General features: G+C 64.2%; 15 protein-coding genes. 3 read left to right on the plus strand and 12 right to left on the minus strand.

Features of this window, described 5'->3' with window-relative positions; translation table 11 throughout:
* Positions 1-317: 317 nt before the first annotated feature.
* Positions 318-1,565 (plus strand): GGDEF domain-containing protein, encoded by a 1,248-nt coding sequence (locus AC1DX0_RS15980; RefSeq protein WP_477223750.1) that lies wholly within the window; start codon positions 318-320, stop codon positions 1,563-1,565.
* Between the two features lie 408 nt (positions 1,566-1,973).
* A complete protein-coding gene (locus AC1DX0_RS15985) occupies positions 1,974-3,200 on the plus strand; it encodes an amidohydrolase family protein (RefSeq protein WP_477223719.1) in 1,227 nt (408 codons plus the stop codon).
* An 82-nt stretch (positions 3,201-3,282) separates the two neighbouring features.
* On the opposite strand, the gene AC1DX0_RS15990 is transcribed toward AC1DX0_RS15985, so the two are convergent.
* The 9 genes from AC1DX0_RS15990 to AC1DX0_RS16030 all read right to left on the minus strand — a co-directional run bounded on the left by AC1DX0_RS15990 (position 3,283) and on the right by AC1DX0_RS16030 (position 13,144).
* Positions 3,283-3,609, minus strand: coding sequence for a DUF1294 domain-containing protein (locus tag AC1DX0_RS15990; RefSeq protein WP_477223720.1), 327 nt, complete (start codon positions 3,607-3,609; stop codon positions 3,283-3,285).
* Between the two features lie 93 nt (positions 3,610-3,702).
* Complete coding sequence (locus AC1DX0_RS15995) at positions 3,703-4,683, minus strand: ABC transporter permease (RefSeq protein WP_477223721.1); 981 nt, start codon at positions 4,681-4,683, stop codon at positions 3,703-3,705.
* A gap of 250 nt (positions 4,684-4,933) precedes the next feature.
* Positions 4,934-5,905: an ABC transporter permease gene (locus tag AC1DX0_RS16000; RefSeq protein WP_477223722.1), complete on the minus strand. Its 972-nt coding sequence runs from the start codon at positions 5,903-5,905 to the stop codon at positions 4,934-4,936.
* The gene (locus AC1DX0_RS16005) at positions 5,902-7,452 is read right to left on the minus strand and encodes a sugar ABC transporter ATP-binding protein (RefSeq protein WP_477223723.1); all 1,551 of its coding nucleotides are present in this window, start codon (positions 7,450-7,452) and stop codon (positions 5,902-5,904) included. Before AC1DX0_RS16005 ends, AC1DX0_RS16000 begins: the two co-directional genes overlap by 4 nt.
* 244 nt (positions 7,453-7,696) lie before the next feature.
* Positions 7,697-8,731, minus strand: coding sequence for an ABC transporter substrate-binding protein (locus AC1DX0_RS16010; RefSeq protein ID WP_477223724.1), 1,035 nt, complete (start codon positions 8,729-8,731; stop codon positions 7,697-7,699).
* Between the two features lie 179 nt (positions 8,732-8,910).
* On the minus strand, positions 8,911-9,825 hold the full coding sequence (locus AC1DX0_RS16015) for a sugar phosphate isomerase/epimerase family protein (protein WP_477356025.1): 915 nt from the start codon (positions 9,823-9,825) through the stop codon (positions 8,911-8,913).
* 35 nt (positions 9,826-9,860) lie between these two features.
* Positions 9,861-11,393 carry a mannitol dehydrogenase family protein gene (locus AC1DX0_RS16020; RefSeq protein WP_477223726.1) on the minus strand — a complete coding sequence of 511 codons (1,533 nt, stop codon included), beginning with the start codon at positions 11,391-11,393 and terminating at the stop codon, positions 9,861-9,863.
* Entirely contained in the window at positions 11,390-12,172 is a 783-nt protein-coding gene (locus AC1DX0_RS16025) for an SDR family oxidoreductase (RefSeq protein WP_477223727.1), read from the minus strand. Before AC1DX0_RS16025 ends, AC1DX0_RS16020 begins: the two co-directional genes overlap by 4 nt.
* 78 nt (positions 12,173-12,250) lie before the next feature.
* The gene (locus AC1DX0_RS16030) at positions 12,251-13,144 is read right to left on the minus strand and encodes a MurR/RpiR family transcriptional regulator (RefSeq protein WP_477223728.1); all 894 of its coding nucleotides are present in this window, start codon (positions 13,142-13,144) and stop codon (positions 12,251-12,253) included.
* 118 nt (positions 13,145-13,262) lie between these two features.
* On the opposite strand from AC1DX0_RS16030, the gene AC1DX0_RS16035 reads away from it, so the two are divergent.
* Positions 13,263-14,447 carry a Gfo/Idh/MocA family protein gene (locus AC1DX0_RS16035; protein WP_477223729.1) on the plus strand — a complete coding sequence of 395 codons (1,185 nt, stop codon included), beginning with the start codon at positions 13,263-13,265 and terminating at the stop codon, positions 14,445-14,447.
* 241 nt (positions 14,448-14,688) lie between these two features.
* Here AC1DX0_RS16035 and AC1DX0_RS16040 read toward each other — a convergent pair whose 3' ends face one another.
* The 3 genes from AC1DX0_RS16040 to AC1DX0_RS16050 form a co-directional block, all read right to left on the minus strand.
* Positions 14,689-15,603, minus strand: coding sequence for a nucleoside hydrolase (locus AC1DX0_RS16040; protein WP_477223730.1), 915 nt, complete (start codon positions 15,601-15,603; stop codon positions 14,689-14,691).
* An 83-nt stretch (positions 15,604-15,686) separates the two neighbouring features.
* Positions 15,687-16,676 (minus strand): ABC transporter substrate-binding protein, encoded by a 990-nt coding sequence (locus tag AC1DX0_RS16045; RefSeq protein WP_477223731.1) that lies wholly within the window; start codon positions 16,674-16,676, stop codon positions 15,687-15,689.
* A 50-nt stretch (positions 16,677-16,726) separates the two neighbouring features.
* Positions 16,727-17,548, minus strand: coding sequence for an ABC transporter permease (locus AC1DX0_RS16050; protein ID WP_477356028.1), 822 nt, complete (start codon positions 17,546-17,548; stop codon positions 16,727-16,729).
* Positions 17,549-17,712 lie beyond the last annotated feature (164 nt).

Raw genomic sequence — 17,712 nt, forward strand, 5'->3', positions numbered from 1 at the left:
TTGTCATGGTGGTAGACGCCGGCACCGCACGGTCCTCTAACGGCCTGACATCACTCCCGCCTGCCAGTGTCCCCGAGACTTACTGACCCGCGGCACAGTCTCGTTGACATGGTGCGGCCTGGCTACCAGGGCGCGATCAACGATGCAGCCCTGTGCGGTTGCTTACCGTAGGGTTACGACTGACCACGCAGATCAGGCGCCAATAGACATCAAATGTTCAGGATAGCTTGGCATAGTTGTTTATTGCGGACGACCGGATGGCTGGGATGGATGTTCAGAGGAAGACGGTTGAGGCCCCATCGATTGTGTCAGATCCGATGCCCCTCGACGTACAGGATGACCCTGCCATAACCGCGGAAGTGGAGCGGTTGCTGGCGCGCCGCACGCGCGATATCCGCCTCAAAGGCGAGATCAAACACCTCTTTCGAGCCCGTGTCTGGTCGCAGACGGCGAAGATCATCCGAGCCTGGATGATCTGGGTTGCTATTTTGGATGTGCTGACCCTGGCGCTCTACATGTTGATGCTTCCAAAGGCGATTGCGGTGTCCATGCTCCTGCCTGGCGCCATCATTCCGCCCGTCGTCATCGCGATCGTCCTTGTCTGGCAAAAACCGCAGGCGCCCTGGCTCCAGGGGACTTCGTTGATCGCGGGCATGTTCCTGATCTTGCTGTCGATTGCACTGGTCGGGGTAAGCGCTGGTGGCGAGTTCTACGAACGGCACTTGAACATCATGCTGTTCGTGGCCATCACGGCCATCATCATCTTCGGCATCCCGCTGGCCTGGACGATGAGTATTGCTGGCTTGGCGCTCGGTCTCTATCTCGTTTTTCAGATGCAGAACCCAAGCATCACATTTGGGAGCGCAGTGGCTGCGACGCTGTTCTTCGCCAGTGGTATCTTCGCAACAGTCGCCGCGCGGCGCATCATGACAATCCTCGCTCAAAAGACGTTCCTGTTTGAGCTTCGCGACCGGCGCAGAGTCGCCGAACTGGCGGAAGCGAACGATCGGCTGGAGATGCTGGCGAGAACCGATCCGCTCACCGGCATCGCCAACCGGCGCTGGATGACGGAAACGCTCGACCGCCTATGGGGCGGTGGCAGAAAATGCTCCGACGGTGCCGCTATGCTGATGTGCGACATCGACAACTTCAAGAAGCTGAACGATCACCTCGGCCATGCCGAGGGCGATCGCTGTCTTGTCGAGGTCGCCAGCATTATCCAGGAGAACGTGAGGCGCGACCGCGATCACGTGGCCCGCTACGGCGGCGAAGAGTTCCTCGTGCTTCTGCCCGGGGCGGACGAAGAAGAGGCCATTTCCGTGGCTGAGAGAATTCGCAGGAGTGTTGAGGCCGCTGCTTTTCCCAATCCTGCATCCCGCGTGTCCCGCCGCGTCACCCTCAGCATTGGAGTTGCAGTTCAGAGAGCTGACGACGACATCTCACCGGAGCAGCTACAGCGGCATGCGGATGCGGCACTCTATCTTGCCAAGCAAACCGGCCGCAACAGAGTGCTGCTCCACAGAGCGGCGTCATCCGAGCGCAAACATATTCAATCGACACGGTGATGCCGTCGAGTAGGCGCGCGACGCGATAATAGAATAATCGCTTCGCTACTCCGTGTTTGAACGATCGAGGAAATGCGAACGTTTTCACCCGAAGCTGACTTACGCAGGCACGACGTGAACGGCAGCTTTGCGCCTCAAGCCGGTCATAAAAGCTAGCTTTGGCTTTCCCTGGAAGCAGACGTGGCCGCCACTCAGGTTGAACTCGGCGGGAGAGGCGTCAGACGACCGTACTTAAGGCGAGAGGCGTCTGTTTTCACCAAGATTTGGCGACGGAAAAATTAACAGAATCATCACCGTAAGGTGAGTTGTGGAACCTGAAACGTTGCATAAGATCAGCCAGGATGAGCCTCAAACCGAGATACGCCGCACGCCCCCGCGCAGCGACGGCCGCGCCATCGGAAGCGCACAATGACCTTCGATCTCATTATCCGCAATGTCCGGCTTGAAGAAGCCGGTCCGATCGTCGACATCGCCGTTGCCGATGGCAGGATCGCTGCGATCGATCCGCTTATATCAGGCGAAGCGGATGAGGAGGTCGAGGCCGGCGGCCGTTTTGCCTGCGCGGGCTTTGTCGACGCCCATATCCATCTCGACAAGGCCGGCATTCTCGATCGCTGCGCCATCTGCGAAGGTACGCTGGCCGAGGCGATCCGCGAGACCTCGAAAGCCAAGGTCGGCTTCACGGAAGCGGACGTCTACGAACGAGCGTCGCGCGTGGTTGAAAAGGCCATCATTCATGGCACGACGCGGATGCGCAGCTTCGTGGAGATAGATCCGCGCGCGGGCTTCCGGTCCTTCGAGGCGATCAAACGCGTCCGCAGCGACTACGCTTTCGCCATCGACATCGAGATTTGCGCCTTTGCCCAGGACGGGCTGACTAATGAAACCGACACTTTTACTATGCTGGACAAGGCGCTTGGCGAGGGGGCCGATCTGGTCGGCGGATGCCCTTACACGGACCCCGATCCGCGCCGTCATATCGAACTCATCTTCGACCTTGCCGAAAAATACGACGTGGCGGCGGATTTTCACCTGGATTTCACCCTCGACCCGGACAGGACGGATTTGCCGTTCGTCATCGCCGGGACGGTGGAAAGAGGCTGGCAAGGGCGCGTCGCGCTCGGCCATGTCACCAACCTTTCGGCGATGGCGCCCGATCAGGTCTCCCAGATCGGCGCGCGACTGGCCTCAGCCGGGATAGGGCTCGCGGTGCTTCCGGCGACTGATCTCTTCCTCAATGGGCGAGGCTACGACAGATTGGTTCCGCGTGGGATTGCGCCGGCTGATCGTCTTGCCAAAGCGGGCGTCGCCGTGGCGATTGCCACCAACAATTTGCTGAATCCTTTCACGCCATTCGGGGATGCATCGCTGATCCGTATGGCCAATCTCTACGCGAACGTCGCGCAACTGACGCTGGCCGCGGATATTGCCGCCGTCTTTGCCATGGTGACATCAGGCGCTGCCCGGTTGATGTCAGCGCCCTATGGTGTGGCGGTCGGGGCGCAGGCCGATATCGTTCTGCTGGACTGTGACGGACCGTTAGCGGCCGTGCGCGAAGCCGCGCCGGTGGTTGCGGGCTGGAAACGCGGCCGCAGGAGTTTTGACAACGGCCCCCGCAAAATCTTCCGACCTTGATGCCAGGCGGACGTCCAGCGGCGGCAAAAGTCGGCGTGGCATGGCCTCTATCGTTCCTCCACAATCCGCAAATAAGCCGCCGTCATGACGTAAGGAATCGCCAGAGCGCTTCGGGCGATCCCGTAGTGAGCAATCCGACTATAAGCGCGATCAGGGCGAGGAGCTGGAGCAGGACGATGCCAACGAGCGTGGAGCGGAACGGCTCCTTGCGCGTCTTGTGTCGGATCGTTTGCTGCGCGATCATGGTTCCGATGCTGCCGCCGATCATGGCAAGGGTCAGAAGCGTCGACTCGGGAATGCGTTGTAAACCGTTTTTGGCCCTGGACTTGTCGGATGCCATAGCGGCGTACGCCAGCAAATTTACCGCTAAAACGTAGCCGATGACACCGATTGTGAGCTGCCCCGTCATGCGCCCCCTCTGTCTTCGGGTATAGCCGAAGCTCGGTAGTCCGACGCGACTGACAGCGGGTCCGATCCCCGCCCCAAATCAGCCGTTTGCCCCTTACCTTTCCTCCACAATCCGCAAATAAGCCGCCGTCACGAACAGCACGATCAGCCCGAACAATATCCGCCGTGCCCCCTCCGGCATCTGCAGGATCGTCAGCAGCGTCGTCAGCACGGTGAGGATCAGGGCGCCGATGATGGTGCCGGTGTAGCCGCCGCGGCCGCCGAAGATGGAGGTGCCGCCGATCACGGCGGCGGCGACCGAGGGCAGGACCAGGGGTTCGGCGAGCGAGAGGGACGGGGCCTTGATCAGGCCGATATAGAGCAGGCCGGTGATGCCGGCGAGCATGCTTGATGTGACGTAGAGCGCGGTGATGACCTGCCAGTATTGCACGCCGGCGAGGCGGGTGGCGCGTTCATTGTCGCCGACGGCGTAGAGCAGGCGGCCGAAGCCGGTGCGGGCCAGCGTGAAGACGATGAGGGCCGCCAGCGGCAGGAACAGCAGCAGGGCGTTGGGGAAGCCCCAGGTGACGCCGGTGCCGAGCCAGGCGAGGAAGTCGGGGATTTTCGCGCCCGACGCGATCACCGTGCGCTGGTAGACTTGCAGGCAGCCGGTGCCGATCAGGCTGGTGCCCAGCGTCATGATCAGCGGGTGGACGCGGAAGACGCCGACGCCGATGCCGTTGACGAGGCCGATCAGCACCGCCGGCATCATCGCCAAGAGGAAAGCCACCGCCGGGTCCTGGCTGACGATCTGCGTCGCCATGATGAAGGCGCTCATCGTCGCCACCGTGCCGACCGAGAGGTCGATGCCGCCGGTCAGCATGGTCATGGTCTGGCAGCCGGCGAGGATCGCCAGCGGAATGGCGAATTTGATGGTGTTGCCGATCCAGCGCTCGTTGACGATGCCGGGGCGCAGGATCTGCAGGATCACCACCAGGATGACGAGCAGGATGATCAGCGGGACGAGCGGGCGGTCGGCCATGAAGCGCTTTACGCGGCGGCCGAGGGGGACGGGGGTGATCGCGGTGGTGCTCATGGGGTGGGTCCGGTTCGCGATGGGGTGGGGGCAGAGAGATCGCATCGGCGCAAAGTCCCCCTCACCCGGATTGCCAACCGAATTGCGAAGGGCAATTCGGGGCAATGCGACCTCTCCCCGAGGGGAGAGGAGGACGCCGGCGTCGATGCCCGCCTCTTCTCCCCCACGGGGAGAAGGTGGACGCGAAGCGGCCGGATGAGGGGGCCTCTCCCACGCGATCGCCTCGCAAAGGGCACCATCACCCCACCCATCATTGCCGCCCCCGCATCGTAATGAACGCGCCGAACATCACCACCGCCACCATGATCAATCCTTCGATGATGGCGGTGACGTTGGGGTCGATGGCGAGCAGCGTCAGGTCCGTGCGCACCAGGCGCAGCACGAAGACGGCGACGATGGGGCCGAGGAGGCCGCCCTTGCCGCCGCCGAGCGCGACGCCGCCCAGCACCACGGCGGCGACGCTGGCCAAGAGATAGGGGCCGGGGATGGGGGCGCCGATGCCGGTGCTCATGGTCAGCGCCAGCCCGCCAAAGGCGGCGAACAGGCCAGACAGCGCATAGGCGATGATGCGGGTGCGCTTGACCGGCACGCCTGAGCGGAACGCCGCCAGTTCGCTCGAGCCGATGGCGTAGATGGAGAGGCCAAGGCGTGAGCGCCGGAGCGGTATCCAGATGACGCAAAGGCAGACGACCAACACCAGCAGCGCCTTCGGCAGCCAGGCGTCGATGGCGTCGGGCAGGCCGGGGATCGGCACGGTGCCGGAGATCAGCGCCTTCAGCCATTCGGCGGCGGCACCGCCCGGCGCATCGAGCACCAGCAGGGCGGCGCCCTGCAGCACGAACAGCATGGCCAGCGTGACGACGATGTCGGGCACGCGGGTGACGACGATCAGCAGGCCATTGAGCGCGCCAAGGGCAAAACCCATGGCGAGCACGACGGGCACGACGAACAGCGCGTATTCCTCGCTGGCGCCCGCCATCATCGAGGCGGCGGTGACGCTGGTCAGCGCCATCATGGCGGCGACCGACAGGTCGATGCCGCCGGCGATGACCACCACAGTTTGGGCTGCGACGGCGAAGGCATAGGGCAGCACGGCGCGGGCGAGCGAGCCGAAATCATTGCTGCCATAGCTGGGCTGGATGATCATGGTCGCGATGAACAGGACGACGAAAAGAGCAAACAGGCCGACGACCCAACCCTGGCGGCGCAGGAAATGGTTCATGGGGTCGGCTCCGGCGCATCGGAGGCGTTGACGGTGGGGGCGGCCAGAATCCCGATATCGGCCTTGGCGCCACGCGGCAGGCCGTAGGCGGCGCGCATCAGCGCCGGCTCGTCGGCTTCCTCGACCGGAAAAATGTCGACCAGGCGGCCGCCGAAGATGACGATGACGCGGTCGCAGACGCGCTGCACCTCTTCCAGTTCCGAGGTGTAGAACAGCACCGACTTGCCGTGGCCGGCGAGCTCACGCAGCAGACGATAGATCTCCTGCTTGGTGCCGACATCGATGCCGCGCGTCGGGTCGAAGCACAGGATGGTGCGGGCGTCGGCCGCGATCCAGCGGGCGATGGTCACCTTCTGCTGGTTGCCGCCGGACAGGCGCTGCACCTCGCCTTGCGCGCGGGTGTCGATCTGCAGCCGCTCGATGGCGCTGAGCACTTTCGCGCGCTCGCGGCGCATGGGAATGGGCCCCCAGTTGCGCAGCGCCGCGCTGAAGGGCAGCGCGATGTTCTCGCGCACTGAGCGCTGCATGGCCAGCGCTTCCGAACGGTCGCCCGGCACGTAAGCGATGCCGGCGCGGATGGCGTCGATCGGGTGCGAAAATTTTACGCCCTGGCCGTCGACTTCGATGGTGCCGCCGGACGGGCGGATCGAGCCGGCGAGCGCCGCAAACAGCTCGTCCTGGCCCTGGCCTTCGAGCGCCACAACGCCGGCGACTTCACCATCGGCGAGATCGAAGGAGACGTCGCTGAGCTTGGTGCCGACGCGCAGATTGCGCACCGAAAGGCGCGGCTTGGCTGCGGCGGGCGCGGCCTTGTCGGCGGCGCTGCGGGCGGCGACATGCGTCTTGACGATGCGGGTGCCGAGCATCAGCTCGACGATCTTTTCTTCCACGCCCGGCACGATGTCGACGACGCCGACGGTCTCGCCGTCGCGCAGCACCGTGGCGCGGTCGCAGAGCGCCGAGATTTCGACGAAACGGTGCGAGATGAAGATCACGGCGCGGCCGGCATCGCCCTGGCGGCGCACCACTTCCAGCACCTTCTCGGCGAGGTTGGCGGGCAGGGCCGCCGTCATCTCGTCGAGCAGCAGCACGTCGGGCTCGACGGCGAGCGCGCGGGCAAGGTCGAGCACGCGCAGCACGGCCAGCGGAATGTCGCGGGCGGTGTCGCGGAGGTCGAGGTCGGGAATGCCGAGTTCACGTACCCAGGCGCGGAACGGCTCGACCGGCGTGCCGGTCAGCCGCAGATTGGACAGAACGTCGAGATCGGGGATCAGCGACGGCTCCTGGTAGACCGGCAAAAGCCCGGCGCGGCGCGCGGCGGCGGGCGAGCGGATGTCGCGGGCCTCGCCCCGGATCAGGATGCGGCCGGCATTGGCCGTAATGGCGCCGGTCAGGATCTTCACCAGCGTCGACTTGCCGGCGCCATTGGCGCCCATCAAAGCGTGGACTTCGCCGGGCAGGACGGAGAGGGACGCGTTGCGCAGCGCTGCGACCGCACCGTAGTTTTTGGCGACGCCGGAGGCGTCTAGGAGGGGGCTGGTGGTCAAATCGGGTTGTTCTCGATTTATGAGGCAGGGCTATCGCGTGTGGAGAGGCCCCCTCATCCGGCCGCTTCGCGTCCACCTTCTCCCCGTGGGGGAGAAGAGGCTGGCGCTCGTGCCGGCTCCTCTCCCCTCGGGGAGAGGTCGGATTGCCCCGAATTGCCCTTCGCAATTCGGTTGGTAATCCGGGTGAGGGGGCCTTTGCCCATATGTGACTTCCCCGCCCTTGTGAGGCAGGGATATCGGAGACTTACTCGCCCGGGCCCTTGCAGGCCACGATCTGTTCCTTCGTGTACGTCGTCCAGTCCGGGATCGAGATCGAGACCGGCCATTCGGGGCTGAGCGACGGGTCGGCGGCGGCTTTCAGCTTGGCCTTGCCTTCGTCGGTGGCGTTGTCCCAGAGCTGCGGGTCGACCAGCACGGTCTGCTGTGCCGGCTTCTTGCCGTCGAGGATCTGCAGCGCCAGCGTGACGCCCGCACCGCCGATCGAGCCGGGGTTGGTGACGGCGGCGCCGACGAGGCCCTTGACCGAGCTCAGCTGGCCGACGAAGCCGGCATTGTCGGCGCCGACCACCGGCACCAGCGGCGCCTGCGATTCCACCAGGGCGTCGACGATGACGTTGTCGATGCCTGACGTCCAGATGCCGTTGAACGGCGTTCCCGTCGACAGGAAGGAGAGGATCTGCTGCTTGGCCTGGTCCTGCTGCCAGCCGGTGAAGACTTCCTGCGCGACCTTCACATTGGGGAACTCGGCCAAAGCCTTCTTGAAGCCTTTATCGCGATCGGAGTCGGCAGAAGCGCCGGCCGCACCACGCATGTAGAACACCTCGCCCTTGCCGCCCATCTGGCCGAACAGCCATTTGGCGCCGAGATAGGCGTACTGCTCCTGGTTGTTGGAGATGATGTAGGCAGACGGTTCGGTGACCGCCTGGTCGACGGCAACGACGACGATGCCGGCCTTGGTGGCTTCTTCCAGGCCCGCCTTGATGCCGGCCGGATCGGCGGGGTTGACGACGATGGCGTCGACCTTGGCGCTGATCAGGTTGCGGATGTCCTCGAGCTGGCCGGCGGCATCGGTGTTGCGGTGGGCGATGTTGAGTTTTGCCACCTCGCCGGAGGCCAGAGCCTGCGCCTTCATGGCGCACACCATCTCCTCGCGCCAGCCATTGCCCTGGACGGTGTTGGAGATGCCGATCGTGTATTTGCCGGCGGCGGCAGAGACGCCCACCGAGGCCAGCAAGGCAGCGCCCGCAAGCAGCGGGACCACGGTCAGTATTTTCTTCATTTCAGACTTCCTCCACATTGTTTTTCAGTTTCAGTTCCAAGTCGTTGAGGCATGCCGTTCAGAAAGAGATTCAGGCGGCTCAACTCGTTGTCCTCCGCATGTCGTCGCCGACATGTTTTCCCTGGGCATGTCGTTGCCCCAAAACCGCTGGGCACTTTTGGGCGACATGCTCTTTTCCTTCATTTGATGTAGGGACGCAGCACGTCGCGGGCGAGTAGAAAACCGCGCTTCACCTGATCGTCGCTGCCTTCAAATCGCCTGTCCTCGTGTTCGATGATGACCGAGCCGTCATAGCCGGCGCGGTAGAGGCCGGAGAAGAAGCCGCTCCAGTCGACATCGCCCAGCCCCGGCATGCGCGGCACCTGCCAGCCTATCCCGGCCGAAAGGATTCCGCTGATATAAAGTCCATCATGATCAATCATCAAATCCTTGGCGTGGACATGCAGCATGTAGGGGCCGAATTCCCGGATGAAGCGGGCCTGGTCGATCATCTGCCAGACCAGATGCGAGGGATCGAAATTCATGCCGACATCGCCGCCCCAGCTTTCCAGGATACGACGCCAGACCTGCGGCGAATAGGCAATGTTGTGCCCGCCCGGCCATTCGTCATAGCTGAAGATCATCGGGCAGTTCTCGAAGGCGAGTTTTACGCCATGGTCGCGTGCGAAAGCGACGATTTCGGGCCAGACTGTCAGCGCGTCCTGCCAGTTGACGTCGACGGTTTTCGAGGCATCGCCGCCGCAGAAGGTGTTGACCACGGGCACGCCCATATTGGCSGCCAGCRCGATSACCTTCTTCAGATGGCCGATGACCGCTTCGCGGTGCGCGGCRTCGGGATGCAACGGGTTCGGGTAGTAGCCGAGGCCGGAAACGGTGAGGCTCTTTTCCGCCAGCGAGGCAACGATTTCTTGTGCCTGCGCGGGAGAGGTGGAAACAGCGTCGATGTGGCTGGTGCCGGCGTAGCGGCGGGTCGCGCCAGACGTTTTCGGCCAGCAGGCGATTTCCAGCGCCTCGAAGCCGGCAGAGCTGGCCCAGTTGGCAACCTCGCCAAGCGGCGTCTCCGCGAATGGCGCGGTGAGCAGTCCAAGTTTCATCATGCCTCCCCTGGCCGTGTCTTCACGGCCGATGTTCATAATGCCGATTGTTTGGATCGTTTCAACCTTGCGATCTCATCTTGTTCGAGACTGTGCCGGATAGCCGCCATCGGATCGTCCGAAAGCAGCTCATCCAGCGCCGATGTGACGGCCGCACGAAATGCAGGGTTCGCGGCAAGGCCGGGATCGAAAATCGTGTCGATGGCCAGTATGGCGGAGGTCAATGCCGGCGCATCGCGGCCTGTTGTGTAGGCGATTTCGGCGACCTTATCGGCATAGGGGTCCGACACCGGCCAGCGTTTGCCGAACCGTGCCGAGGCCTGGATGAGGTAGGCCATCCAGCCGGCGACGGGCACCGACAGCAGGCCGATGCTCTGGCCCTGGCTCAAGCGGTCGCGGATCGGGTTGAGCAGGCGCTGGACGATTTTCTGCGAGCCATCGGTGGCGATCTGGTGGTTGCGGTGGCGGATCGCCGTGTTCTTCAGCCGGCCGAGGCTCTGCTCGACATAGGCGAGAGGCAGGACACCGGGGACCGGCATCAATGTCGGCAGCGTTTCCTCGACCAGCATGCGCCTGATGAAGGCCGACAACAGCGGGTCGGCGATGGCATCCGACGTGTGCTGCAGCCCAGCCAGCACGCCGAGCGTGGCAAGCGTCGTCTGCGCGCCATTCAGCACCCGCATCTTGAGGTGCTCGAACGGCGTGACATCGTCGACGAAGGTCGCGCCGACCAGATCCCAGCGCGGCATGCGGCCGGCGAATTTTTGTTCGATCACCCATTGCCGGAACGGTTCGCAGACGGCGACGGCGGCATCGCGGTAGCCGAACCATTGTTCGACGCTGTCGAGGTCATCCTGCGTCACCGCCGGTGCGATGCGGTCGACCATGGCGGAGGGAAAGGCGGCGTTGGCTGATATCCAGTCGGCGAGACCATTGCCGCGCCGTTCGGCAAAGGCTCGCACGACATTTTCCAGGATGACGCCGTTGGTCGGGATGTTGTCGCAGGAGAGCAGCGTCATCGACCGGCCATGCGTGGCGCGGCGGAGCTCCAGCGCCCGCGCGAGGATGCCGGGCACGCTGCGCGGTGCCCCGGGATTGGCGAGGTCGTGGACGATATCGGGATGGTCGAGATCGAGCGCGCCGCTCGACGGGATATGGCAGTAGCCCTTTTCGGTCACCGTCATCGTCACCAGTTCGATGTCGGGTGAAGACAGCACGTCGAGTGCCGGCGCGGCGCTGTCCTGGCTGTCGACCACGCGGACAATGCTGCCGATGACGCGGGCTTCGATGTGGCTGTTTTCGCGGATCAGCCTTGTGTAGAGCCCGCTTTGCCGGCCGAGCGTATCGGCGAGGGTGGGCGGGCGGATGTTGATGCCGACAACGCCCCAGCGGTCGAACTGGAGTGACAGCAAATCGTCGGTGTATTCAGCCTGGTGGCTGCGATGGAACGCGCCGACACCGAGCTGCGCCATGCTGGGGGCGAGGGTTTTCCGGTCATAGGCTGGTGTCTGGACCGATGCAGGCAAGCGGTCGAGCAGCGCCGGGCCAAGTGTTTCGGGCGAATTCACCGGTTTGCCCCGATCACCGACTGCTCCTGGTCGATCACGGCGCCGGTCATCGGGCCGGCCGCGTCGGAGAGCAGGAAGACGGCGAGGTTGGCGATATCGTTCGGCGTCAGCAGCCTGCCGAAAGGCTGCGCGGCGTTGGCGGCGTCGAGCCAGCCGGGGCCATGGCCGAGTGTTTCGGCCTGCATCACGCGTTCGGCCGGCGTGTCGGTCCAGCCGACATTAATGCCGTTGACGCGGATGCGGTCGAAGCGGTGGGCGTTGGCGGCGTTCTTGGTCAGTGTCGCCAGCGCGCCCTTGGTGGCGGAATAGACGGCAAGTTCGGGCGAGCCGCAATGGGCGTTGATCGACAGGATGTTGACGATGGCGCCGCCCAGGCCGCGCTTCTTCATGTCGGCGATGGCAGCCTGCATCAGGAAGAACGGCGCACGCGCATTGACGGCGAACAGCGCCGCCCAGACGTCGAGGCTGGCATCGAGGAAGGAGGCGCGGTCGGTCAGGCCGGCGGCGTTGACGAGGCCGTCGATACGGCCGAAGCGCTCGATGCAGGCCTGCGCCAGAAGGGCAGGGGTTTGCGGGTCTCCAAGGTCGGCGGCGACGAAGAGGGTCGGCGTGCCGATGGCTGACAGTTCCGCCGCCACGGCGTCGCCGCGTTTGCCATCGCGTCCGGTGATCAGCAGTCCGCCGGCGCCGGCATGCGCCAGCGTCTCGGCGATGGCGCGGCCGATGCCTTGCGTCGCGCCGGTGACCAGCACGATTTTGCCTTGGAGATGAAGCTCCATTCCTCCTCCCGGAACAAAGTTTCTATTTTTCAAAATATGGAACGGCAATTCCCGATAGTCAATTGTGCCAGCATCACCTTATGTGCCGCGCCGTGCTGCGACGCCTTGGACCAGCGCCATGCCGACCGCCAGCGAGGCGGCCAGCGAGCGGAAGCCGGCAAAGTCGGATTCCACCACTTCCAGCCAGCTGTCCGACAGCCGTATCAGCGGGCTGAAAGTGCTGTCGGTGATGGTGACGATGCCGGCCTTGCGCTCATGCGCCACCGCAACGAGGTCGGGCGTGATCGAATTGTAGGGGCTGAAGGAGACGGCCAGCACCGCGTCGCGCGCGCCGATGCAGCCGACCTGGTCGAGTGCCGACGAGCCGACATTGTCGACCAGGACATTGCGCACGCCCTGCTGCGACAAGGTCAGCGACAGATAGGCGGTGACCGGGAAGGCGCGCTTGGAGCCGATGACATAGATCAGGTCGGCAGCGGCCAGCAGAGCCACCATCTTCTCGAAACTGTCGACGTCGAAGCCGGCCTCGATGCGGCCGAGCGAGGCCTGCGAGGCGCCGACCATGCCATGCAGGAAATGCAGATTTGCGTTGGGTTCGGCTTCGGTCCGTTCTTGGCCACGTCCTTCCGGCCACGAGCCCTTGACGTGCTCCTTGAACAGGCCCTGGAAATCGGAAAAGCCGGAATAGCCGAAGATCTGGGCAAAGCGCACCAGCGTCGAGGGCTGCACGCCGGCCTGCGCCGCCACCTGGGCGATGGTGCCGAGCGCAACATCGCTCGGATGCTGCCACATGAAGATCGCCACCTGGCGCAGCCGCTTGGGGAAATGCACCGTGCCGGACGACAGCACCGCGCGCAACTCCTCATAGGTCTGCGGCTGGATATAGCCCAACGCGGCAAGAGAGCGCCCACGCTTGCGCGTTGCCGCCTCGTCGGCACTGGATCGTCCGGATGATTTGCTCGCCCCACTCATGATCTCAGGCTAGCGTGGCACGATCGTATTACAATATGGAAATTGGAAATTGTGTTCGAAAGTGGTAGCCGAACTTGACGGTTGGCGCGTCGCCAATGATCTGCTCGGAGGAGAAACCATGGTCTATGCAACATCGGACGGATCGGCGGGCAAGCGCCTGCGGGTCGGCATGGTCGGCGGCGGACGCAATGCCTTTATCGGCGCGGTGCATCGGCTCGCCATGCGCCTTGACGACCAGATCGTGCTGGTCGCCGGCGCGCTGTCCTCCGACCCGGATAATGCCGCCGTCTCGGCCGCCGAGATCGGCATCGCGCCCGAGCGCAGCTATGCCGACTACCATGCGATGGCACTGGCCGAGGCCGCGCGACCTGATGGCATCGAGGCGGTCGTCATCGTCACGCCCAACCATCTGCACGCGCCGATCGCCACCGCCTTCCTCGAAGCCGGCATCGATGTCATCTGCGACAAGCCATTGTCGACGACGCTGGCAGACGCCGAGGCGCTGGTGGCGCTGGCACGAGCCAAAAAACGCCGCTTCGTCGTGACGCTCAACAACACCGGCTACGCCATGGTCCGCCAGGCGCGCGAAATGGTGGCGGCGGGCGAACTCGGGCGGATCGTGTCGGTGCATGGCGCCTATATCCAGGACTGGCTGACCAAACCGATTGACGCCGAGGGTCAGAAGCAGGCGGAGTGGCGCACCGATCCGGCCAGGGCAGGGCAGTCGGCGGTGCTGGCCGATATCGGCGTGCATGCCTTCAATCTGGCCAGCTACATCGCGGGTTGTGAGGCCGAGGCGGTGTCGGCCGACCTGTTCACCGCCGTGCCCGGGCGCCGGCTCGACGACAATGCGCATGTGATGGTGCGCTGGACGGGTGGCGCGCGCGGCACGATCCTGGCAAGCCAGACCTCGCCCGGCCACTACAATGATCTGTCCGTGCGCATCTATGGCGACAAGGCCGGCCTCGAATGGTCGGGCGGCCGGCCGGAGGAACTGCGCTTCTCCCGATATGGCGAGGAAACCCGCACGCTGGTGCGCGGCGGCCATGGCTCGACGGCAGAAAGCCAGCGCGTGTCACGCATGCCGGCTGCGCACCCGGAAGGCTATATCGAAGCCTTCGCCAATTTCTACCGTGATGCCGCCGACATTATTCGCGCGCATCGCTCTGGCGGGGTGGTGGATGCGGCGCGCGCGGCGCAGGTGCCGGATGTGGTGGATGGTGCGCGGGGTGTGAAGTTTGTCGCGGCGGCGGTGGAGTCGAATGCGGCTGGTGGGGCTTGGACGGCGGCCAGGTTTGGGTGAGGGCGGGGCGATGAGCTGCCGGCAGGGGCAATTCATCCACGGCGCTCGCCCCTCTCCGTCTCGGCTTCGCCGAGCCACCTCTCCCCCGCTCTCGCGGGGGCGAGGAACCCAAGCCTTTTGGAGTCGCAGCCTTAGAGATTAGCCGTTTCCTCGCCCCCATGAAATGGGGGAGAGGTGGCTCGGCGAAGCCGAGACGGAGCGGGGGTGGCGCTGTCCTGTGGGATTATCCGCCCGCGTCGGACTAAAGCAGCCGAAGCCTTTGATCGATCAACTGAAACAACCGCTCATCGTTGACCTCGGTGATGACGTGGATCAGCTGGCCTTCGCCGCCGCCGTTTTCGACCGCCCGCGTGCGGCCATAGAAGCCTGATTGATCGCATTCGACCTCGATCACTGCGTCAACACCCTTGAACAAGGTCGGGTCGATCAGGAACGCCGTGACGCAGGGGTCGTGCAGGCTGGCGTCGCCGCTGCCGTAATAGCGCATCATGGCGATGGCCGTCTGCATGATCGGGCTGGCGTCGCGCTCGAGCTGGTCGAACCGCGCCTTGGTCAGTGTCGCGTGGCGGGTTACGTCGAGGCCGAACATGGTCATCGGGATGCCGGATGACAGTACCACTTGCGCGGCATGCGGATCGATCCAGATGTTGAACTCGGCATCGGTCGCGGTGTTGCCGGGGCTGAAGGCAGCACCGCCCATGAAGACGATGGCCTTGATCTTGGTCGTTATGGACGGCTCCTTGATCAGCGCCAGCGCGATGTTGGTCATCGGCCCGATCGGGCAGAGCGTGATCTGCCCGGGCTCGCGCAGGATGGTGTCGATGATGAAATCGACGGCATGCTGGCCCTGGACCTGATGCGTGGCATCGGGCACGCCGAGGTCGCCAAGGCCGTCGGTGCCGTGCACCGAGGCGCCGCGCTGCACGCGCGGCAGGATGATCGGCCTGCTGCAGCCGGCGTAGACCGGAATGTCCTGGCGGCCGGCCATGGCGGTGATGCGCAGCGCGTTGCGGGTCGTCAAGGGCAGCGAGACATTGCCGATAACCGTCGTGATGCCGACGATTTCGATCTCGTCGGGCGAGGCAAACGCCAGAAGAAGCGCGATGGCGTCGTCGACGCCGGGGTCGCAATCGAGGATAATCCTGCTCTTGGCCATGCCTGAAAGTCCATTCTTTCTGTACTGGAAAAACGGGCCACCCCGGTCGGGGATGGCCCTTGTCATAAGCAGCGAAGCTGCGCCTAATTCAGCAGTTCGTTGGTGTAGTATTTCGAAGCGGGAAGGACTTCCTTGATCTGGTCGGTGTCCTTCAGCGCCTGGGCGATCGGCAGCCAGTTCTTGTCTTCCTGCATCATGTAGCCGGTGTCGCCCTTCATCAGCGCGGCGGTCAGCTTCCAGCCGGAGAGGTTGTAGGCAAGGCTGCCGCCTTCCGGATAAGCCTTGGTGAACATTTCGGCGGCTTCGTCGGGATGGTCGGCGGCCCATTCGGTCGCCTTGATTGTGGCGCGCATCCACTTCTTGGCGATGTCGCCGTGTTCGGCGAGATAGGCGGTGGAGGCAGTGTAGGTCCAGACCGGCACGTCGGGCGCGCCGGCCGCGGCACCGATCAGGCTGGTCGGGTCCTTCTTCAAGGTCTCCTGCACCTGCGGCACTAGATAGTTTTCCGTGTTGGTGGCGATGTCGATCTTGCCAGCGAGCAGCAGATTGGTGTCGGAATCCTGCGCGATGATCAGCTTGACGTCGTCCTCTGTCAGCTTGGCTGCCTTGAGCACGAAGGGCATCATCGCCTTGGTCCAGGAGTCGGTGTAGATGGCGATCGACTTGCCCTTGAGGTTGTCGAGCGAAAGCGGTTCGCCGGGACGGCCAAACAGGCCCCAATTGTTGCTCTTGGTGTAGAGGCCGATCGAGGTGATCGGGATGCCCTGCGAGGCGCCGAAGACGACGTCGGTGGTGGCCTCGAAGCCGATCTCGGCCTGGCCGACGGCGAGCAGCCGCGCCGTGGTCTGCGAGTCCGGCGGGAAGATGACGTCGACCTTGATGCCTTCGGCTTCATAAAAACCTTTTTGCTGGCCGACCAGCGTCGGGATCAGTTCGAAGTCGGCGCTCGCCCAGTCATAGACGAAGCGGACGGTGGTGAGGTCAGCGGCGCTGGCCGGAGCCGCGGCTAGGGCGGTTCCGAGGGCGAGCAGGCCCGCAGTTGCCGAGATCATCCTGGTGTAAGCACTGTGCATTGCATTCCCCTTTTTTGGTTGTTGTCGACTGGTTGAAAATTGGTGGGATTTCAGGCGGCGGCGCTGGCCTGCGCAGGTTTCCACTGCGCCCAAGCGGGTGCGGTGGAGCGCGAGCGCCAGGGTGTCATCAGCACTTCGAGCCCGAAGACGAGCAGGAATGAGCCGACGCCGATGACGGTGAGAAGCAGCATGGCGGCGTAGACGCCGGCGGTGTTCATCTGTGCGTTGGCGGTGAGCAGGTAGGTGCCGAGGCCCTGCTTCGACGACGCCGTCCATTCGCCGATGACGGCGCCGGTCACGGCATAGGTGGCGCCGATCTTGAGACCGGAAAACAACGGGCCGATGCAGGCCGGCAGTTTGACGATGGCGAAGGTGCGCAGGCCGCTGCCGCCCATCAGGCGCGCCAGGTTCAGCATGTCGCGGTCGACCGAAGMCAGGCCGTCGAGCACGTTGACGACGACCGGGAAGAACACGATCCAGGCAACGATGATCAGCTTGGGCATCAGGCCGAAGCCGAAGATGATGACCAAAGGGGCGGCGATGGCAACGATCGGCACCGCCTGCGAAATGATCAGGGCCGGCATGACCAGGCGTTGCACGACGCGGATCTGCCCCATGGCGAGCGCAAGCACGAAGCCGATGGCGGCGCCGATGACATAGCCGATCGCGGTTTCGTAGAGCGTCTGGCCGGTCAGGACCGACAGCCGCGGCCAGTTGTCGAACAGCGTCGAGAACGCCTGAGCCGGCGGCGGGATGACATAGGGCGGCAGGCCGGTGACCCAGACCAGCAACTGCCAGGCGACCAGGATCAGCGCCATGGCCACGACCCAGATCAGGAAAGGTCCTGCCGCTGCTCCAAACCGTGTGTTCATTGTTTCGCTCCTGATCTGAGCCAGAGGACTTCCAGAGGTCAGTGCCCGATTGGTGGCCAATCGGTCAGTGGTAGAGATGCTGCATGATCTGCCGCTTCAGGCCGACGAAGGTGTCGGTCGTCAGCACTTCCAGCGGCCGGGGCCTGGGCAGATCGACTTTGAGG

The organism is Mesorhizobium sp. P3_A9, from assembly GCF_056402975.1.